Source organism: Prochlorococcus marinus str. GP2 (genome assembly GCF_000759885.1).
Lineage (GTDB): Bacteria > Cyanobacteriota > Cyanobacteriia > PCC-6307 > Cyanobiaceae > Prochlorococcus_A > Prochlorococcus_A marinus_J.
On sequence record NZ_JNAH01000007.1, the window covers coordinates 86,262 to 103,686 of the forward strand.

The 17,425-nt window shown below is 31.9% G+C and carries 21 protein-coding genes; 7 read left to right on the plus strand and 14 right to left on the minus strand.

What is annotated here, in order from left to right:
* Positions 1 to 95 precede the first annotated feature (95 nt).
* On the minus strand, positions 96 to 674 hold the full coding sequence (locus EU91_RS02590; RefSeq protein ID WP_025906688.1) for a hypothetical protein: 579 nt from the start codon (positions 672 to 674) through the stop codon (positions 96 to 98).
* A 128-nt stretch (positions 675 to 802) separates the two neighbouring features.
* Between EU91_RS02590 and EU91_RS02585 the strand changes: the two genes are divergently transcribed.
* The 4 genes from EU91_RS02585 to EU91_RS02570 are packed head-to-tail and all read left to right on the plus strand — an operon-like array spanning position 803 to position 4,756.
* Entirely contained in the window at positions 803 to 1,933 is a 1,131-nt protein-coding gene (locus EU91_RS02585; RefSeq protein WP_032524828.1) for a Re/Si-specific NAD(P)(+) transhydrogenase subunit alpha, read from the plus strand.
* Positions 1,934 to 1,945: 12 nt separating this feature from the next.
* The gene (locus EU91_RS02580) at positions 1,946 to 2,239 is read left to right on the plus strand and encodes an NAD(P) transhydrogenase subunit alpha (RefSeq protein WP_025926772.1); all 294 of its coding nucleotides are present in this window, start codon (positions 1,946 to 1,948) and stop codon (positions 2,237 to 2,239) included.
* A gap of 8 nt (positions 2,240 to 2,247) precedes the next feature.
* Positions 2,248 to 3,687 carry an NAD(P)(+) transhydrogenase (Re/Si-specific) subunit beta gene (locus EU91_RS02575; RefSeq protein ID WP_032524776.1) on the plus strand — a complete coding sequence of 480 codons (1,440 nt, stop codon included), beginning with the start codon at positions 2,248 to 2,250 and terminating at the stop codon, positions 3,685 to 3,687.
* Positions 3,668 to 4,756: a YheT family hydrolase gene (locus EU91_RS02570; RefSeq protein ID WP_032524777.1), complete on the plus strand. Its 1,089-nt coding sequence runs from the start codon at positions 3,668 to 3,670 to the stop codon at positions 4,754 to 4,756. The genes EU91_RS02575 and EU91_RS02570 overlap by 20 nt, the downstream gene beginning before the upstream one ends.
* On the opposite strand, the gene EU91_RS02565 is transcribed toward EU91_RS02570, so the two are convergent.
* The 5 genes from EU91_RS02565 to EU91_RS02545 all read right to left on the minus strand — a co-directional run bounded on the left by EU91_RS02565 (position 4,743) and on the right by EU91_RS02545 (position 11,884).
* Positions 4,743 to 5,087 carry a (2Fe-2S) ferredoxin domain-containing protein gene (locus EU91_RS02565; protein ID WP_032524778.1) on the minus strand — a complete coding sequence of 115 codons (345 nt, stop codon included), beginning with the start codon at positions 5,085 to 5,087 and terminating at the stop codon, positions 4,743 to 4,745. The genes EU91_RS02570 and EU91_RS02565 overlap by 14 nt on opposite strands.
* A 2-nt stretch (positions 5,088 to 5,089) precedes the next feature.
* Positions 5,090 to 6,319: a 1-deoxy-D-xylulose-5-phosphate reductoisomerase gene (locus EU91_RS02560; protein ID WP_032524829.1), complete on the minus strand. Its 1,230-nt coding sequence runs from the start codon at positions 6,317 to 6,319 to the stop codon at positions 5,090 to 5,092.
* Positions 6,320 to 6,401: 82 nt separating this feature from the next.
* Positions 6,402 to 7,871 (minus strand): cysteine--tRNA ligase, encoded by a 1,470-nt coding sequence (cysS, locus tag EU91_RS02555; protein ID WP_032524779.1) that lies wholly within the window; start codon positions 7,869 to 7,871, stop codon positions 6,402 to 6,404.
* A gap of 24 nt (positions 7,872 to 7,895) precedes the next feature.
* Positions 7,896 to 10,826, minus strand: a complete 2,931-nt coding sequence (gene polA, locus EU91_RS02550; RefSeq protein WP_032524780.1) for a DNA polymerase I — start codon at positions 10,824 to 10,826, stop codon at positions 7,896 to 7,898.
* Complete coding sequence (locus tag EU91_RS02545; RefSeq protein ID WP_032524781.1) at positions 10,823 to 11,884, minus strand: efflux RND transporter periplasmic adaptor subunit; 1,062 nt, start codon at positions 11,882 to 11,884, stop codon at positions 10,823 to 10,825. Before EU91_RS02545 ends, polA begins: the two co-directional genes overlap by 4 nt.
* Positions 11,885 to 12,028: 144 nt before the next feature.
* Here EU91_RS02545 and ychF point away from each other — a divergent pair, with 144 nt between their 5' ends.
* Positions 12,029 to 13,120, plus strand: coding sequence for a redox-regulated ATPase YchF (gene ychF, locus EU91_RS02540; protein ID WP_032524782.1), 1,092 nt, complete (start codon positions 12,029 to 12,031; stop codon positions 13,118 to 13,120).
* A 167-nt stretch (positions 13,121 to 13,287) separates the two neighbouring features.
* On the opposite strand, the gene EU91_RS09435 is transcribed toward ychF, so the two are convergent.
* The gene (locus EU91_RS09435; protein WP_193741631.1) at positions 13,288 to 13,431 is read right to left on the minus strand and encodes a hypothetical protein; all 144 of its coding nucleotides are present in this window, start codon (positions 13,429 to 13,431) and stop codon (positions 13,288 to 13,290) included.
* A gap of 161 nt (positions 13,432 to 13,592) precedes the next feature.
* Here EU91_RS09435 and EU91_RS02535 point away from each other — a divergent pair, with 161 nt between their 5' ends.
* The gene (locus EU91_RS02535) at positions 13,593 to 13,877 is read left to right on the plus strand and encodes a hypothetical protein (protein ID WP_032524783.1); all 285 of its coding nucleotides are present in this window, start codon (positions 13,593 to 13,595) and stop codon (positions 13,875 to 13,877) included.
* Positions 13,878 to 14,666: 789 nt separating this feature from the next.
* On the opposite strand, the gene EU91_RS02520 is transcribed toward EU91_RS02535, so the two are convergent.
* The 4 genes from EU91_RS02520 to EU91_RS02505 are packed head-to-tail and all read right to left on the minus strand — an operon-like array spanning position 14,667 to position 15,478.
* Positions 14,667 to 14,846 carry a hypothetical protein gene (locus EU91_RS02520; RefSeq protein WP_011818732.1) on the minus strand — a complete coding sequence of 60 codons (180 nt, stop codon included), beginning with the start codon at positions 14,844 to 14,846 and terminating at the stop codon, positions 14,667 to 14,669.
* Between the two features lies 1 nt (position 14,847).
* Positions 14,848 to 14,976, minus strand: a complete 129-nt coding sequence (locus EU91_RS02515) for a chlorophyll a/b-binding protein (RefSeq protein WP_002807157.1) — start codon at positions 14,974 to 14,976, stop codon at positions 14,848 to 14,850.
* 35 nt (positions 14,977 to 15,011) lie between these two features.
* The gene (locus EU91_RS02510) at positions 15,012 to 15,272 is read right to left on the minus strand and encodes a chlorophyll a/b-binding protein (RefSeq protein ID WP_012008011.1); all 261 of its coding nucleotides are present in this window, start codon (positions 15,270 to 15,272) and stop codon (positions 15,012 to 15,014) included.
* The gene (locus EU91_RS02505) at positions 15,272 to 15,478 is read right to left on the minus strand and encodes a high light inducible protein (RefSeq protein ID WP_011376777.1); all 207 of its coding nucleotides are present in this window, start codon (positions 15,476 to 15,478) and stop codon (positions 15,272 to 15,274) included. Before EU91_RS02505 ends, EU91_RS02510 begins: the two co-directional genes overlap by 1 nt.
* A gap of 304 nt (positions 15,479 to 15,782) precedes the next feature.
* On the opposite strand from EU91_RS02505, the gene EU91_RS02500 reads away from it, so the two are divergent.
* Positions 15,783 to 15,911 carry a high light inducible protein gene (locus tag EU91_RS02500; protein ID WP_011863249.1) on the plus strand — a complete coding sequence of 43 codons (129 nt, stop codon included), beginning with the start codon at positions 15,783 to 15,785 and terminating at the stop codon, positions 15,909 to 15,911.
* 72 nt (positions 15,912 to 15,983) lie between these two features.
* Here EU91_RS02500 and EU91_RS02495 read toward each other — a convergent pair whose 3' ends face one another.
* Genes EU91_RS02495 through EU91_RS02485 form a run of 3 tightly spaced genes read right to left on the minus strand, consistent with a single transcriptional unit; the run spans position 15,984 to position 17,315 of the window.
* Positions 15,984 to 16,721, minus strand: a complete 738-nt coding sequence (locus EU91_RS02495; RefSeq protein ID WP_082303035.1) for a type 1 glutamine amidotransferase — start codon at positions 16,719 to 16,721, stop codon at positions 15,984 to 15,986.
* Entirely contained in the window at positions 16,718 to 17,044 is a 327-nt protein-coding gene (locus EU91_RS02490) for a heat-labile enterotoxin alpha chain (RefSeq protein ID WP_241433942.1), read from the minus strand. The genes EU91_RS02495 and EU91_RS02490 overlap by 4 nt, the downstream gene beginning before the upstream one ends.
* Positions 17,025 to 17,315 carry a hypothetical protein gene (locus EU91_RS02485; RefSeq protein WP_032524785.1) on the minus strand — a complete coding sequence of 97 codons (291 nt, stop codon included), beginning with the start codon at positions 17,313 to 17,315 and terminating at the stop codon, positions 17,025 to 17,027. Before EU91_RS02485 ends, EU91_RS02490 begins: the two co-directional genes overlap by 20 nt.
* Between the last annotated feature and the right edge of the window lie 110 nt (positions 17,316 to 17,425).

A 17,425-nucleotide genomic window follows, 5' to 3' on the forward strand; every position in this document is an offset into this window, starting at 1 on the left:
GTTACAACTTTGTATTTCCAAACAATAATTTAATCTTTAATTTATATTTGAGCCAATATTTGAGTGAATTAAAAAGAAAATATAAAGAAATAGGTTTAAACTGCCTCGCTGTGATTTGCGAGTAATCTTTCAACTTCCTCAAAACCCTCTTTAGCTGAATTTATTGCAAGTTCCTCACTAACTTTTTCTTCTGAAATTAATTTTGCGGATATTTTTTTTAAAAGAGATTCTTTCTTTTCTCTTAATGAAATGACAATTTCCTCTTCAATGATAGATTTTATTGCTTTAGAAATTATTTTTTTGTCATTTGCTTCCTCAAATGTGCCCTGGACTAATTCCTGAATAAATAATCGATGCACCTCACTACTTCTTAGAAAGCTTTCAGTGGCATTAATAATTCCTTCAACAAGAGCTTCATCAGGTTCAGAATCATTTTCTGCGAGCTTAAATTCCCAATCTAAATGTCTTCTTTGCCAACCTGCTGAGTGGAGACTAGGCATGACTGTCTGTGAATAAGTATCAACCGACATTTCATAAATTCTCTCTGCTAATTTTTCGCACCAGTCCTTACCATGCTTTTCTAGATTTTTCTGCATAGCTTGTCTTGGAACAGCATGACCACCATGATGACTGTGACATACTCCATCTGGACATTCGATTGCTTTTATACTCATTGGAATGTTTAGTACCTATATATTCTAGATAGCTATTTTTTATAGAAAAGAAAATATATTTTTAACAAAAATCCAAGACTTTTGACTTTCTTCAATTTATATTTAGTATGTTAAAAAAAATAAATAAATTGACAAAGATACTTATTCCTTCCGAAAAAAGCTCTGGTGAAAAGAGAGTTTCAGCTACTCCAGAAGCGGTAAAGAAATTAAAAAGCCTTGGATGTGATGTTTATATTGAAAGTTCAGCGGGAAAATTATCAGGATTTAGTGACTTGTCATATGAAGAATCGGGTGGAACAATAATAAGTAACTTAGATCAAAAAATTTGGGGTGAAGCTGACCTAATATTTTGTGTTCAAACTCCATCAGAGGATAATTTAACTAAATTAAAGAAAGGTGCGGTTCTTCTTGGTCTTCTTAACCCATATGGTAATAAGGAGCTTCTCAAGATTATAAATAGTAATAAGATTTCAGCTTTATCACTAGAATTGCTTCCGAGGATTAGTAGAGCGCAATCTTCTGATGTTCTTTCTTCACAGGCCAATATCGCTGGATATAAAGCAGTTCTTTTAGCTGCAAGTGAGTTAGATAGATATTTCCCAATGCTTATGACTGCAGCAGGCACAGTACAACCTGCTAAAGTAGTGGTTCTTGGTGGTGGCGTTGCAGGATTGCAGGCAGTCGCTACAGCAAAAAGACTTGGTGCAATAGTATTTGTATCTGATATTAGACCTGCTGTTAAAGAACAAGTTGAGTCCCTCGGAGCAAGATTTATAGAACTTCCTGAAGTGGATGAAAAACCTGGAGAAGCTGGAGGTTATGCAAAAGCTGTAACACCCGAATTCCTTTCAAAACAGAAGGCTACTTTAACTAAATATTTATCTGAAGCTGATGTTGCTATATGTACTGCACAAGTTCTAGGTAAAAAGGCCCCTGTTTTAATAGACGCTCCCATGATTGAAAAAATGAGACCTGGTGCAGTAATTATTGATTTAGCAGTTTCTCAGGGAGGTAACTGCGTAGGAACAAAATCAAATGAAACTATTATCAAAGATGGGGTAAAACTGATAGGAGCGGGCGAATTACCCTCTTCAGTTCCTTATGATGCAAGTTCACTTTATGCTAAGAACTTAACATCTTTGATTACACCATTTATAAAAGATGGTGTAATTAAATTAGATAAAGAGGATGAACTCATTTCTGGATGTTTATTAAGCGATGAAGGAGTTGTTCTTCAAAATAAAGTTTTTGAAAATTGAGGTTTTAAAATTATGTCTTTTATAAGTCTTCTTTGGGTTCTTTTGCTTGGTAGTTTATTAGGCCTTGAGTTAATTGGAAAAGTTCCTCCTACTCTTCACACACCTCTAATGAGTGGAGCAAATGCCATTTCGGGAATAACAATGCTTGCAGCCTTGACTTTAATTGTAAAAGCAGAAGGTAACTTACCACTTTTAATCATTGGTTCAGTTTCTCTTGGATTTGCTCTTTTCAACGTTGTAGGCGGTTTCTTTGTAACTGATCGAATGCTCGCGATGTTTAGTCGTAAACCATCAAATAAGAAGTAATTTTTAAAATGAATCTACCTGTAATCATTAAATTCGTTATTGACCTTCTAGCAGTACTTTTACTGGCTTTAGGGATAAAAGGATTGTCAAAAGTAAAATCAGCAAGGGATGCCAATAGATTAGCTGCATTTGCAATGTCGCTATCAGTAGTAGGACTACTTTCTTATTATTTAGGCACTTCTGGAATTGCTGTACAGTCTTGGATTTGGATAATAATTGGATCAATCATAGGTAGTTTATTCGGAGCAATTCTTGCAAAAAAAGTACCTATGACCTCCATGCCTGAAACAGTGGCATTATTCAATGGCTGTGGAGGAATGTCATCACTTTTGGTGGCCTTAGGAGTAGCTATTTTCCCTATTTCTAATAGTTTAGAAAATCTTGATTTTTTTAAGTCACTGATTAACGAAGTTTCAATATCTATTTCTATATTTGTTGGTGCCATAACTTTCACAGGTTCAATTGTGGCGATGGCAAAGTTACAGGGTTGGTTGTCAACTCCAGGATGGACTCAGAGCAAAGTTAGACATTTTGTAAATATTGTTTTTGCAGTTGCTTCCTTGATAGCCTTTTTTGATTTGATAAACGGCAATACAATTTCTATTTGGCTTTTAATTATAGTTTCTTCTTTATTAGGTATTGGAGTTACTTTGCCAATTGGTGGAGCTGATATGCCAGTCGTTATATCTTTATTAAATAGTTATTCAGGGATTGCAGCAGCAGCAGCAGGTTTCGTTGTAGATAGTCAGCTTTTGATAGTAGCAGGCGCAATGGTTGGAGCGGCAGGTCTAATACTTACTCAAGTAATGTGCAAGGGTATGAATAGATCATTGGTCTCAGTTCTTTTTGGAGGATCTTTATCGGCACAAAGTACAGCCTCTTCTGGTTCAGGAGAATATACAAATATAACTTCTTGTAGTGTTGAAGAATGCGCATTGACTTTAGAGGCAGCCAACAAGGTAATTATTGTTCCTGGTTATGGTCTGGCAGTAGCTCAAGCTCAACATACTCTAAGGGAAGTAACAAAAAAACTAGAGCAAAATGGTATTGAAGTTGTTTACGCAATTCATCCTGTAGCAGGGAGGATGCCTGGACATATGAATGTACTTTTAGCAGAAGCAGATGTTCCTTACGAACAACTTAAAGAGATGGACGTTGTAAATCCTGATTTTCCAGCAACGGATGTTGTCTTAGTTTTAGGAGCAAATGATGTGGTTAATCCTCAAGCTAAAAATGATAGCTCTTCTCCTTTATATGGCATGCCAGTTCTTGATGTGCAGGAAGCAAGAACTGTATTTGTAATTAAACGTGGTATGAGTGCAGGTTACTCCGGAATAAAAAATGATTTATTTGATCTGCCAAATACCTCAATGGTCTTTGGTGATGCAAAAAAGGTGCTGAATGATTTGATTGGAGAATTAAAGGATCTTGGAGTTGGGGAGAAATAATAGTATATCTTTTAGTTTTTCAGATTACTTAAAAAATAAGCCATTTCGAGAAGTCTTACCTTGGATAGGTGGCGACTTACAAACTTTGAGAGATACTTTTGTTATTGATTTTGGTAAATCAAAAAAAAATAAAAAAATATTCTTTCCGATTAATAAAATTCTTTCTAAAAAATTTGAATGTGATTATCTTTTAGGTTTTTTAGAATTACCTGAAAACTTAAACTTACTTAGGGGTTTTGTAATCGTTACCCATGGTTTAGGGGGCTCAACTAAACGGTTTGGTTTAAGAAGAATATCTAGGAAATTAGCAAATAATGGTTTTGGAGTTCTTAAATTAAATCTAAGAGGATCTGGATCAGCGAGATATTTGGCTAAAGGAAATTATTGTGCTAGATGCTCCAGTGATGTTATTTCAGCAATTAATAATTTTAAAAAATTGATTAATTTAGAATTCAAAGATCTTATGAAAAGGAATAATAATCTTCCAATTTATGGAGTTGGATTATCTTTAGGCGGAACAATTCTTTTAAATGCCTGCCTAGATTACGATGAAAACAAAGGAGAAAAACTTTTAGATGGCCTTGCCTGCGTGAGTACCCCTTTAAATTTATCTTCATGTAGTCTCTGTATTGAAAAACCTAGAAATTCTATCTACCAAAAATGGTTACTTCACCGCTTAAAAAATCAGTTATGGGAGGGATTTAATGATGAAGGCAAACTCCTTGATAACGAGAAATTAAGAATAAAAATTAGAAATTTAAAAAGTATAAGAGAATTTGATCAGAAATTTACAGCTCCTAGTTGGGGATTTAATTCTTTAGAGGATTATTATATTAAAGCTTCTCCAATTTTTAGAATCCAAAACTCAATAAAAAAGTTACCTCCAATGCTTTTTATTCATGCCAAGGATGATCCCTGGGTTCCATATAAGGATACTTTGAATTTAAGAAAAGAATCTATTGATAAATTAACTATTTTTATAACTGAAAAAGGAGGTCATAATGGTTTTCATTCGATTAATGGCTGCTGGTCAGACGAAGTCGTAAAGAACTGGTTCATAAGTATCTAGGACTATTTAAAAATGGTGTTTTTTTGAAAATCCATTTTTCTATTGGCTTACCGTTAATAATATGTGAGGTAAAAATTTCAGAAATTTTTTCTGGAGAAACCTTCTCATACCAAATACCATCAGGCCAAATAAGAAGAATTGGGCCGTTCTTACATACCCTTAAACAGTCAGCTTTTGATCTTAATATATGAACGTTTTTTGTAGAGGGATCATTTTCAAATTTTTTTAAAGTCTTTTTCAGACATTCCCATGTTTTTTGACCTTCATTGCCTTTAAAGCATTTCTGTTTTGTGGGAGTTGCGCATAGTAAAAGATGTTTTTTTATATTCACTTTTATCCAATACTTACGTATTTTTTCCCTTTTTTAATTTCTTGCTCAACAAAAAGTCTGGCCCAATTGTCTACTTCAAGAATATCCTCCAATTCGGGACTCAAATTCAAATTCTCCATATGTGATTCACAAGCTTTACTTATAAAAGTTGGAATTTCTTGAAAAGAAATTTTTTCTTTGAGGAATTGTTCAACAGACATTTCATTAGCAGCATTTAATACTGCAGGCATAGTTCCAGAAGATTTTCCTGCAGCATAGGCAAGTCCCATGCATGGATATTTAAACTCGTCTGGCTCTTTAAAAGTTAATTTTCCAATTTCACTTAGGTTTAATCTTTTCCAATTTGTTTTAAATCTCTCAGGCCAACTCATTGCATATAAAATAGGTAGTTTCATATCTGGCCAACCTAATTGAGCTAATACTGAAGAATCTTCCATCTCAATCATTGAATGAATAATACTTTGAGGGTGGATAACTATTTCGATATTTTCGTAAGAGGTCCCAAATAAATAATGAGCTTCTATAACTTCTAATCCTTTATTCATAAGAGTTGCAGAATCTACAGTTATTTTTTTCCCCATATCCCAATTAGGATGTGAAGTCGCATCTTCCACTGTGACATGCTTTAAATCCTCAACGGCCCAATCTCTGAAAGCACCACCAGAAGCTGTTAAATGTATGGCTTTTAAACCTTTAGGCATCTCTCCTGTTGAAAAATCTGTATTTTCATAATTAGGTAATCCTTGTAAACATTGAAAGATAGCAGAGTGTTCTGAATCAGCAGGTAAAAGCCTACTATTATTTTTCTTTAGTGCAGGAATAACAATTGGTCCTGCCGCAATTAAAGTTTCTTTGTTAGCAAGTGCAATATTTTTCCCCGCATTAATTGCTGACATTGTTGGAATTAAGCCTGCACAGCCTACTATCCCTGTTATCACAGTATCTGCCTTATCCCATGCTGCAACTGCGTTAATCCCTTGCTTTCCACCTAAAACCAAGGGAGCATCATCCAAATCTAAGTTATTAATATTATCTTTTAAATCTTCTATAAGACTTTCATCCTGAATTGCAACTACCTCTGGTTTATGTGTTTTAACTTGTTCAGTTAATAAATTAATATTTCTTCCTGCAGAAAGAGCTACGGCTTTAAACTTATCAGGCTGCTCACTAGCTATTTCGAGAGTTTGAGTCCCTATTGAACCAGTAGAACCAAGCACAGTAATGTATTTCAATTTTCTCTGATATTTCTTATATCTTCCCATTTAAAGGTGTATTTAAAAAACAAAAATTTCAAATTGGCTTTTTTCTTAAAATTTAGACCCTTATCCATGTTGTTATTTCCTTTGATTGATCAATAAGTTCAATACCTTTTTCTTTTAACAAATTTCTTATTTCATCGGCCTTCGCATAATTCTTTTCCATTTTTGCTTTCAATCTTTCATTAATAAGAGATGATATTTCTTCTTCTGTTATTTTACTTTCTTTTACTAAAACTTCTTTTTTAAGACCAAGTACCTCTGTCAACTTCTCAAGAGTTTTAAAATTTTCAAGTAGAAAGAATTTTTGATTTGGGTCTATTTTAAAACCTTCAACCCTTTGAAATTGGTTTAAAAAGTTTTTTAATGGTTTCGCTAAATCGTAAATAATTGCAATAGCACCTGCTGTATTGAGGTCATTTCCCAGAGCCTCAGAAAATTTAAGCTTTTTTTGTGATAATTCAAAACTTATTTTCTCTTTATATTCTTCTTCGATAGATTCATCTTTATCAATAGATCTAAAAACACCTTTTGTAAGATCCATAAAAGAAAGGGCTACATTAATGTTTTTCCAAGCTTCTGAAGCACTCCTTAAAGCTTCTTCAGTAAAATCAAGTGGTTTTCTATAATTCACAGTCATAACAAAATATCGCAAAGTCATAGGGCTTATACCTGACTTAATTAGCTCTCTGATAGTTTTAAAATTTTTAAGGGATTTACTCATCTTTTGTCCATTTACATTCACCATCCCATTGTGTAACCAATAGTTAGCTAGCTTTTTGCCATTGGCTGCTTCTGATTGGGCGATTTCATTCTCATGATGTGGAAAAATCAAATCAGAACCACCTAAATGGATATCTATAGTATCTCCTAATTCATCTTTAACCATCGCCGAACATTCAATATGCCATCCTGGCCTACCTTTACCCCATGGCGAATCAAAAAATGGTTCATCATCTTTGGCTTTTTTCCAGAGCGCAAAATCCTGCGGATTAAGTTTTTTACTATTTTCCTCATTAACCATTCTTCCTTGCTGATTTATATTTTGTTCTTGTAAATTTTGATTACTTAGCTTTCCATAATTTTTATTTTTGAAAACAGAATAATAAACGTCTCCATCTCTAGAGTATGCATAACCTTTGTCCTCAAGGATTGTGATGAAGGAGCAGATATTGCATATATGATTCGTTGCTCTTGGCATACTATCCGGACGCATTATCCCTAAAGAATCCATATCTTCATGAAATTCAATGATATTCTTTTCAGATACTTCCTTCATTGAACTGCGTTCTTCTTTCGCTCTTTTTAAGATCTTGTCATCAATATCTGTAAAATTTTGAACATACTTTACTTTGAAATCACTGTAAATTAAGAATCTTCTCAATACATCCCAAGCGATATAACTTCTGGCATGACCAAGATGACATAAATCATAAACAGTTACCCCACAACAATAAATTTTTACTACATCATCAATAGGCTTAAAAACCTCAACTTTTTTGCTTAAAGTATTAAAAAGTTTGATCATCTTAAAATAAGTATTTCATGAGGTTTATTTTGTCTCCATCCAATTGTCTCCAATTCCAATATCAACTAAAAGAGGCACATTTAATTTTACACAATCTTCCATAGTCTTCTTTACTAATTTCGTCGTAATTTCCAAAGAATCTGGTTCAACTTCAAACAATAATTCATCATGAACTTGTAAAAGCATTTTTGCTGGAACATTCATTTCTATGAATTTTTTATTTAGTTGAACCATTGCAATTTTAATAATATCTGCACTTGAACCCTGAATTGGGGCATTGGCTGCGGCTCTAAGTGACTGTGCTTCCATGCCAGCTCTTCTTGCGGCTTGCAAGTCAATTTCGTAAGGATCTTTTCCTAGTAATCTTCCAAGTCCATTTTTATCAAACTTAAATTCTCTCTTTCTTCCAAAAATTGTTTTTACATAACCTTTTGATAAGGCAAGCCTTTCTTGAAGTTCAAGAAATTTGAAAATTTTTGAATATCTTTCTTTGTATTTTATTAGGAATTCTTTTGCTTCTGGAATACTTACTCCGGTAGAACGTGCAAACTTTTTAATTCCCATACCATAGATAACTCCGAAATTTATTGTTTTCCCAACTCTCCTCTCATCAGAGGAAATTTCTTCTTTCTCAAAAATTAATCTTGCAGTCAAAGAATGAATGTCTTCATTTTTATGAAATGCATTTATTAGTATTTCTTCATCCGCTAAGTGAGAGAGTATTCTTAATTCGATCTGAGAATAATCAGCTGATAAAAGTTTCCAATTTTTTTCAGGTAAGAATGCTTTTCTGATTCTTCTACTAAATTCAGTCCTAACCGGGATATTTTGAAGATTAGGATTGCTACTACTTAGTCTCCCAGTCGCTGTAGCAGCTTGATTAAAGTTTGTATGAACTCTTCCTGTCTTTTCGTTAATAAGATTTGGAAGAGCATCAATATAGGTACTAAGTAATTTGCTAAGAGTTCTATGTTTTATTAAATGTTGGATTATTTCATGTTCGTCGACTAATCTTTCCAGAACTACTGCATCTGTGCTCCATCCTGTTTTTGTTTTCCGTGATTTTTTCTTATCCAAATTTAATTTTTCAAACAAGATCTCACCAAGTTGTTTTGGTGAGGATAAATTGAAACTTTCCTCTGCTAACTCATAAACTTTAATTTCAATATCTTCTAAGGTACTTTTTAATTCTTTTGAGAGTTTATCCAAATAAGGTATGTCGATGGTTATGCCATTCATTTCCATTTGGGACAATACCGGCTCTAAAGGCAGCTCGATTTCTTCGAACAATTTGGTTAATTCATCTTTTTCCTTTGAAAAAATTTCTTTAAAAATTTTGACAATCTTAAAAGTTAGAAAAACATCATAACCACAGTAAATACTTGCTTCATCAATATCAACAAATGAAAAGTCTTTATTTTTTCCAACTGTCTCCTTAAATGAAGGAGGCTTAAATCCAAATAATCTAAAACTAATTTCACTTAATCCATGTTTCTCCTGATTATTAAGAAGGTAGTCTGCTAACAAGGTGTCAAAGGTTACGCCTTTAAGATCAAGTCCATGATTAAAAAATATTTGCCTATCAAATTTAGAATTTTGGAGTGCCTTTTCTTTTTTTGGATCTTCTATCCAATTTCTTAGCTTTGAGAAAACATCTTCAATTGATAATTGATTGGAGGTCTCCTTTTTTGTTTGATGACCAAGAGGTATATAAAATAAATCATCATTTTCTTCTCCAAGACATAACCCTATCCCAACAAGTTCCGCATCGATTGGATTCAAACTATTGGTCTCTGTATCTAAAGAAACTATTTGATTAGTCTTGTCTAATCTTTGAATTAATTTATCAAGTAATTCGAAATCATTTACAACAGTTACGTTGATTTTAGGGATTTTATTTTCACTATTTTCTAATTCACTTTTGCTTGATACCTTTGGATCTTTCTCTTCCTCTTTAGCTACATTATTTTTGTCAAAACCACCTTTGCTGAAAGTTGAATTGAAAATATCAATTTGTCTAAGAAGTGTTGATAGTTCTAATTTTTTCAGTGACTCTGAAAGTAGTTCTTGATTTATATTTTTTAATTCATAACCGTTACTTAAAATTAAAGGCACCTCAGTATTTATTTTTGCTAAATCTCTGGAAAGAAAAGCATTATGTTTATCGTTCCTGAGCTTTTCTATGACTGAACCTTTGATGAATCCTTTATATTTCTTATCGTTGTTCTGCTGAATCTTGTCCAAAGCCTGATAGATTCCATCAAGCGTGTCGTTCTCTTTTAGTAGATTAATTGCAGTTTTTGGACCTACCCCTTTAATACCTGGAATATTATCAGAACTATCACCAGTTAGGGCTTTGAGATCAACTACTCTTTCTGGCGCAACACCTAATTTTTCTTTTACTCCATTTTCATTCATAAGAGTTGGATTTCCACTTTTCGCATATGGACCACCACCCATATAAAGTACATAAATATCTTTTTGATCATCTACTAATTGAAATAAGTCCCTATCTCCAGAAAGAATATTCACGCACCATCCTTTAGAAGAAGCATCATTTGCAATTGTGCCTAGGAGATCATCTGCTTCGTATCCTGGAGATTTAAAAATTGGTAAATTAAGGCTTTCTTCTAAAATGATTTCTAGTTGTTCAATATCCTGAAAAAAAACATCTGGTGCTACATCTCTATTGGCTTTATAATTTGGATCTAATTCATGTCTGAAAGTAGGTTTTTCTGTATCAAACGTAATACAAACACCCTCAGGACTAATATTTTTACAATTATCCAGAAGGCTTTTTAGAAATCCATAAGTGACACTTGTTGGAAATCCCTCTTTAGTGGTTAAACCTCCATCAATCCCCTTGCTAAATGCATAGAAACTTCTAAAAGCAAGTGAGTGGCCATCGACTAAAAGTAAAATTGGTTTTTTAGAGTTTTCAGATTTTAAACTCATTTTCTCTTCTTAGCCCAAGGTGGGATATCAATAAAGATTTGCTCTCCAGGTTCTAATCCATCAATTACTGAAGTTTTATTTCCACTACTAATACCAATTTCGATTTTTTCAAATTTGGGAGAATTGTTTTTATCAACTTTCAAAATTCCTTTTTCACCTTTTTCTGTGACAATAGAAACTGTTGGAACTAGGATTTTTTCTTCATTACCTTCGACTCTAAATTCAAGATCTGCAGTCATTCCAATTTTGATTTCTTCAGAAATATCTCTAAAATTTAAAGTTACTTCGAATGAGGTTACATTATTATCTTTTACAGCTCTTGTAGCTATTTTTTTAACTATGGCATTATATTTTTTTGAGGGGTAAGCCTCAATTCTTACTGAGGCTTCTTGACCTATTTTTATTCTGCCAATGTCACTCTCAGGAACTTTAGCAACAATTTCTAGCCCCTCTGATAGTTCAAAAATAAAGTTTTTGGTTTTAGGGTCTGAACTTAAGTTTGTACTTGGTGTGACATAAGATCCTATCTCAGCATATTTTGCAGTTATCTTTCCTCCATAAGGAGCTTTAATTAGATAGAAACTTTTTTCAGCTTTTGCATCATTAAGTTTTGCGCTACTAATGTTGTAGTTATTTTTATAACTTTCATAGTCTTCTTTACTTACCGCACCTTCTTGATATAAATATTCCCTTCTTAAAAATTCAGATTTTTGTTTTTCTACATTTAATTCAAGTTCTTCAATTTTATAGATAAAGTCTTCATCATCAAGAGAAGCTAAAACCTGATCTTTTTTCACAAGATCGCCCTCATCTACTTTGATTTCTTTTATTACGCCTTGCTTCCGAGGCCCAATATTGCTTGTCCTTATTGCTTTTACTTCACCACTCGTATTAATTGAATCTGAGAGGATTCCTTTTTCAACTTGAACTACAAAATCAGAAATGTCTTTTGATTTATTTTTCTTGAAGGAATTGGTTATGACAACGAAGAATATAGTTAAAAAAAGTAATATAATTCCACTTCTTAGATTTATATTTTTTTTTATTAAATCAAACATTTCTTTTGAAAAAAAGTAATTGAGAATATTTGGGAACTAAATAAATAATCAAGTAGATTATAAATAACTTATCCAAGATTGGTTAAGTAAATACTATATTACTAGAAGATGTTTTCTGAATAGTTTTTCCATAAATTTTTTCAAATGTTAAAAGCCGGTATTATTGGATTACCAAATGTTGGAAAATCAACTTTATTTAATGCACTTGTAGAAAATGCTAAAGCTCAAGCGGCTAATTTTCCCTTTTGTACGATAGAACCTAATAAAGGCATAGTTTCTGTCCCAGATCAAAGGTTACAAGAGCTAGGTAATTTAAGTTCAAGCCAAAATATTATCCCAACAAAAATTGAATTTGTAGATATTGCAGGATTAGTAAAAGGAGCTAGTAAAGGTGAAGGTTTGGGAAATAAATTTTTGTCAAATATCAGGGAGGTTGATGCAATAGTTCATGTTGTAAGGTGCTTTGAAGATAGTGATGTAATTCATGTTTCCGGTAAGGTAGATCCCTTGGATGACATTGAAATAATTAATCTGGAATTGAATTTAGCTGATTTATCTCAACTCCAAAAAAGAAGAGAAAGAATTAAAAAACAGGTTAGAACTAGTAAAGAGGCAGCAAAAGAAGATAACTTACTAGAAAAAATTGAAGAAGAGCTACAGAAAGGACTTTCAGTTAGATCAATATCTTTGAGTGAAGAAGAAAATTTAATAATCAAGCAACTAGGCTTCCTTACTGCTAAACCAATCATTTACGCAACAAATTTGAATGAAAATGATTTAGCTGAAGGTAATGATTTCTCATCAAAAGTTCAGAGTTTTGCAAGTAATGAAAATACAGAATGTATAAAAATTTCAGCGCAAGTCGAATCTGAATTAATAGAGTTAGAAGCAGAAGATAAAAAAGACTACCTTATTGGCTTAGGAGTAGAAGAAGGGGGATTAAGTTCATTAATTAGATCAACATATAAATTATTGGGATTAAAAACTTATTTCACTACCGGAGAAAAGGAGACAAAAGCTTGGACAATAAAAGATGGGATGACTGCGCCACAGGCAGCAGGAGTAATTCATACTGATTTCGAAAAAGGATTTATAAGAGCTCAGACTATTTCTTATCAAAATTTAATTGATTCAGGTTCAATTGCCAATGCAAAAACTAAAGGTCTTTTAAGAAGTGAAGGTAAGGAATATATTGTTAACGAAGGTGATGTAATGGAGTTCTTATTTAACGTTTAGTAAGTCTCTTAAGGCTTACTATTTTGCTTTTTTGAATTTAAATTCAAAAAATGAAATTAATAAAATTAAGATACATCCTAAGCAGCTTCCTATTAACCCAAAAACAATGGTTGTAAAGCCATCATCGTAGCCATATTGTAGTTGTGGTAAGTGAGGGGGTATTGGCATTATTTTTCAACAGAATTTTCAATATCTTCTAGTAAATGTTTAGTTGATCTACTAAAACCATTAGTTTTTAAATAGTTTTGAGCCTCTCTAAATTTTTCAGCTACTCTTTTTGCATAAGGAGTATTCATGGAATTTTGAATCATGTTGAAAATGCGACTGATTTTATAATCTGATTTAGGTAACCCCTTGATAAGTATTCAAAAATACAAGAATATAAAAATAGGATTTTTTACTTACTAAGCAATTTATTGTGAAAAGTTCTTGATTCTCCAAATAAAGTTTTTTCAAATTAGAAAAATTGACAATGACAAATATATTATTAATTCTTTTTTTTGTACTTTTATTTTTATTACTTTTTTATTCAAAACGAAATAGAGGGTTAGCTCAAAAAACAACAACTAGTCCAACTTATGTACCTTTCTTAAAAGAACAAGAATTTAATCCTGACATAAGCACTGATAATTGGGATTTACACAAACTTAGATTAGATAAATTTAAAAGATCACAATATAAGGGATTAACTTTCTTCGTAAGTTCAGAAAATAAAATTTACTATCTTTCTGAAGAAGGGGATAAGGTTTATTGCTAACAGGTGAAATTAATTTTATAAATAAGAAAAGCTGATAGAAATTAATAATATTAATGAAGTATTTTTTTTTATTATCAGAAAAGTTCTATAAGTTTATTGAATGGGAGTGGAATACTTTAAAAAATCTAAGAAGAACAAAAAGAAAGAATTTTTTTCTAAGAGGATCATTTGCGTTATTTAGTTTATTCTCTATTCTTTTTGTAATATTTTCTCCACCTATTGCTTTTGGATTGTTATTTGGAGAGGGATTGAAATTTAGTACTTTTTTTATTTGGATATGGATTTTAAATTTAAAGTTTTTTTGAAAATGTATAATTTATTTCCCGAGATTATTTAAAATTAAGAATATAAAAAATTTATTTTATGCCAAAAATATTCAAACAAAATAAGTTCGCTTTGCTGGGAGCAAATATATTAATAATTTTACTTTGGGTAACTATATCTTCCTTTTTGATGAATTTATTTCAAAGTGAAAATGCCCCATTTTATATTTATAAAATTTCTTTTTTAATCAGATTCCTTCCTCCTATTTGGGTTACATGGTTCCTTTGGATAAAAAGAGGTGGTTTAAAAAGATAAATTACAAAAGCATTTTTACGGATTTACTATAAAAACAAATCAGTTAAGCTTTGAAAGCTTACTTGAAATTTTCATGTAAAAATTAGGTAATTGAGAGATTGTTTTTAGCTAAGAAACAATCTCTTTTTTTTTACAATTATTTTTTCTCATAAAGAAGTGTTTGTCAGTATCCCTATTGACAAACACTCATGACGATCATTTTCTTAAAAATTAAACGGGCAATCTATTATCAATTTCTACTACTCCAGAATCCATAAGACGGCCGATCTTAATAACTAAAGCCATATCTAACCTTGAAAATTCAGATTGATGGTTAGTTATCCAATCAAGTTCAGAAAGAGTTATAACTCCCAAAGTATTTACTTTAAGAAAAAGTAAGCCTAAATTCATTTTAAAAAATTCCTGGGATTATCCATCCGAATAAGCCATAATTTACAACTAATGCAAATAAGCCCATCATTGCCATTCTTCCATTAGTTCTCTCGGCGTTTTGCCAATAAGTTGTTTTTGAATTTTCCATTTTTCTGATTTGTTGAAATGTTAAATAGTAGGTTTTTAAACGAAACCAGGAATTATTTGACCTGTTGTTAGGTATGCTCCAACAGCAGCAATTAATCCAAGCATTGCGAATCTGCCGTTAAGAGTTTCAGCAACAACTTTTTCTTTTTCGATTGTTTTGACTTTTGTGTTTGTGTTTTTCATTTGATTAGAAGATGAATAGTTTAAATTTTCTTTTTGAAATTGCTTGGTTAAATAAGCAACGAGGATGGCTGTAAAGAATACAATTACGGCTAAGAAACCTGAAAGTGGACTCATTAAAAAATCCCAGGAATAATTTGCCCGGTTGAAACGTAAGCACCTACTAACGCAACAAGGCCAATCATTGCCCAACGACCGTTAACTTTTTCTGCATTTTGTGGGTAGCTGTCGTAAGAAACAGACTCATCTATGTAAGGACGTGTCTCAGTAGGAAACATATTCTGTCTGCCACCTGATTCAGTAGTAACGTTTGAATTAGCCATTAAAGTTGTGTAATTGTTAATTAATGTAACACTTCTATTAATAAATGTAAAGTATTAAGCTAAAACTAAGTTATTTTCAAGATATTTACTACATAAATGTTACAGATCAGTGACATATACATTTAAATAGTTGTTTTTTAGGCTTGCTACGCTTTACATATTTGCTGGAACTCTATTAAGAGTTCAATTCGTTGTTTAAGTATTTTATTTAAAATCCTTAGAAAGATATCAATTTGGTAGAAAAAACTACATCATTCTAAAATTTGAATAATTAGTTTTTAGATATAATTTATTTCACTTTGTTATGGAATTCGCAAAAAAAATCATGACCGAAAAAGCTGAAAAGCTTAATGGTAAAGCAGCAATGCTTGGAATGTTCGCTCTTGTGGGGGCTTATTATTTTACTGGTCAAATTCTTCCAGGAATTTTCTAGGTGAATTCCTTTTTAATTTTTTTTCAGGGCTTTATCAAGCCCTTTTTACTGGATGATTATATTATTCCCTTTTTAATTATCTAATAATTCAAATAATTTATTTATTAAAAGCTTTCTTTTGAAAAAAGTTTTATCAATATATTTTTTATTCTCTTCTTTTAAAATTTCCTGACCATTCGAGCCCAATCCTTTAAAGACAAATTCTTTATCTTCTTTAATCCACTTATTTATCATTCCTCCCATTGTCTCTATATGGAATTGTAATCCATAAGCAAAATTACCAATCCTAAAAAATTGTTCCTTACAACGTGCACTACTAGCAATGAGTACTGCTTTATTAGGTAATAAAATCCTATCTCCATGCCAATGCAGTACATGAAAAGGATCTTCAAATAGTGCTTTAAAGTCTTTATTCGATTTGTCTATAAAAATTTGAGACCATCCAATTTCTGGTAATGCTTTTGGAGGTGATCCATATTTAAGAATTTCTACATCTCCTCCAGCAGCACTCGCAAGTAACTGAGCACCTAAGCAAACACCGATTATAGGTCTCTCATTTTCTAATTCTTTTTTTATAAAATCTCTTTCTAACTTAAGCCATGGATATCTGTCACTTCCAATATCTTTAACTCCCATTGGTCCACCCATAATTAAAATTAAGTCACCATTTTTTGTTTGAGGCAGAGGATTTTTATTATCTAAACGAATTATTTCAATTTTTAAATTTCTTTCTTTAGCAAATTGTTCAAAAAGACCTGGCCCCTCTATTTCTAAATGCTGCAAAACTAATAGGCGTCTTATTCCCTTCATTCACTTTCCATTATTTCAGCTGATTCAGAACAGACATTAACGCTAAACCACTTAATTGCCGTCCAAGCATCTTCTTGGTATGTACCTGCTGCAATACTTACAAAACAATCATTTTCATACCAACTTCGATAACTGGGGGTTACTCCCGTTCCTTTTAATCTATTTTCTAGGCCTTTTCCATATTTTTTAATGACAAGATTTATAGCTTCATTTTCAATTTCTCTTTGCTTTTCATCAGCAAAACCTCCTAGTGGTATAAAAAAAAGAATTGATGCAATAAGTAAACGTATCATTGAGTCTTTTTTATATGTAGCTGATTTCATTTAGATTAATTAGTTTTTTAAAATCATCAACTCTATTTTGTCCATTTTTTAATGGTCTTGAGGAGTCAAGAACTGCTGCACAGCATAAATGCCAACAAGATTTTTCATCTAGTCCTAATTTCTTGCATATTTTTTTAGGGGCTTTGATTACTGTATTTATTTCTGCGATATGTTGCGTAGTTTCCCATAATTCTCCTTCAAGAAAGTCAAGTTCAATATTTGATAATAATTCTGTAGCAACATAATCCCTAATTAGCTCAGTTAATTCCACAATATTTCATTGAAGCAGAAGAAGTTAAATCATCTTTTATTATTTGTATAGCAAGATAAAAAAAAAGGAGCTATTTTGCACCTCTCATCTATAAAGGCTTTTTCTTGCCT

Coding starts and splice junctions, on each gene's coding strand:
- EU91_RS02590 (WP_025906688.1), bottom strand. CDS start 674: ATGAGTATAAAAGCAATCGAATGTCCAGATGGAGTATGTCACAGTCAT.
- EU91_RS02490 (WP_241433942.1), bottom strand. CDS start 17,044: ATGAAATCAGCTACATATAAAAAAGACTCAATGATACGTTTACTTATT.
- cysS (WP_032524779.1), bottom strand. CDS start 7,871: ATGATCAAACTTTTTAATACTTTAAGCAAAAAAGTTGAGGTTTTTAAG.
- EU91_RS02580 (WP_025926772.1), top strand. CDS start 1,946: ATGTCTTTTATAAGTCTTCTTTGGGTTCTTTTGCTTGGTAGTTTATTA.
- EU91_RS09435 (WP_193741631.1), bottom strand. CDS start 13,431: ATGATTCAAAATTCCATGAATACTCCTTATGCAAAAAGAGTAGCTGAA.
- EU91_RS02520 (WP_011818732.1), bottom strand. CDS start 14,846: ATGAATTTAGGCTTACTTTTTCTTAAAGTAAATACTTTGGGAGTTATA.
- EU91_RS02510 (WP_012008011.1), bottom strand. CDS start 15,272: ATGAGTCCACTTTCAGGTTTCTTAGCCGTAATTGTATTCTTTACAGCC.
- EU91_RS02500 (WP_011863249.1), top strand. CDS start 15,783: ATGGAATTCGCAAAAAAAATCATGACCGAAAAAGCTGAAAAGCTTAAT.
- EU91_RS02505 (WP_011376777.1), bottom strand. CDS start 15,478: ATGGCTAATTCAAACGTTACTACTGAATCAGGTGGCAGACAGAATATG.
- ychF (WP_032524782.1), top strand. CDS start 12,029: ATGTTAAAAGCCGGTATTATTGGATTACCAAATGTTGGAAAATCAACT.
- EU91_RS02515 (WP_002807157.1), bottom strand. CDS start 14,976: ATGGAAAATTCAAAAACAACTTATTGGCAAAACGCCGAGAGAACTAAT.
- EU91_RS02495 (WP_082303035.1), bottom strand. CDS start 16,721: ATGAAGGGAATAAGACGCCTATTAGTTTTGCAGCATTTAGAAATAGAG.
- EU91_RS02575 (WP_032524776.1), top strand. CDS start 2,248: ATGAATCTACCTGTAATCATTAAATTCGTTATTGACCTTCTAGCAGTA.
- EU91_RS02545 (WP_032524781.1), bottom strand. CDS start 11,884: ATGTTTGATTTAATAAAAAAAAATATAAATCTAAGAAGTGGAATTATA.
- EU91_RS02535 (WP_032524783.1), top strand. CDS start 13,593: ATGACAAATATATTATTAATTCTTTTTTTTGTACTTTTATTTTTATTA.
- polA (WP_032524780.1), bottom strand. CDS start 10,826: ATGAGTTTAAAATCTGAAAACTCTAAAAAACCAATTTTACTTTTAGTC.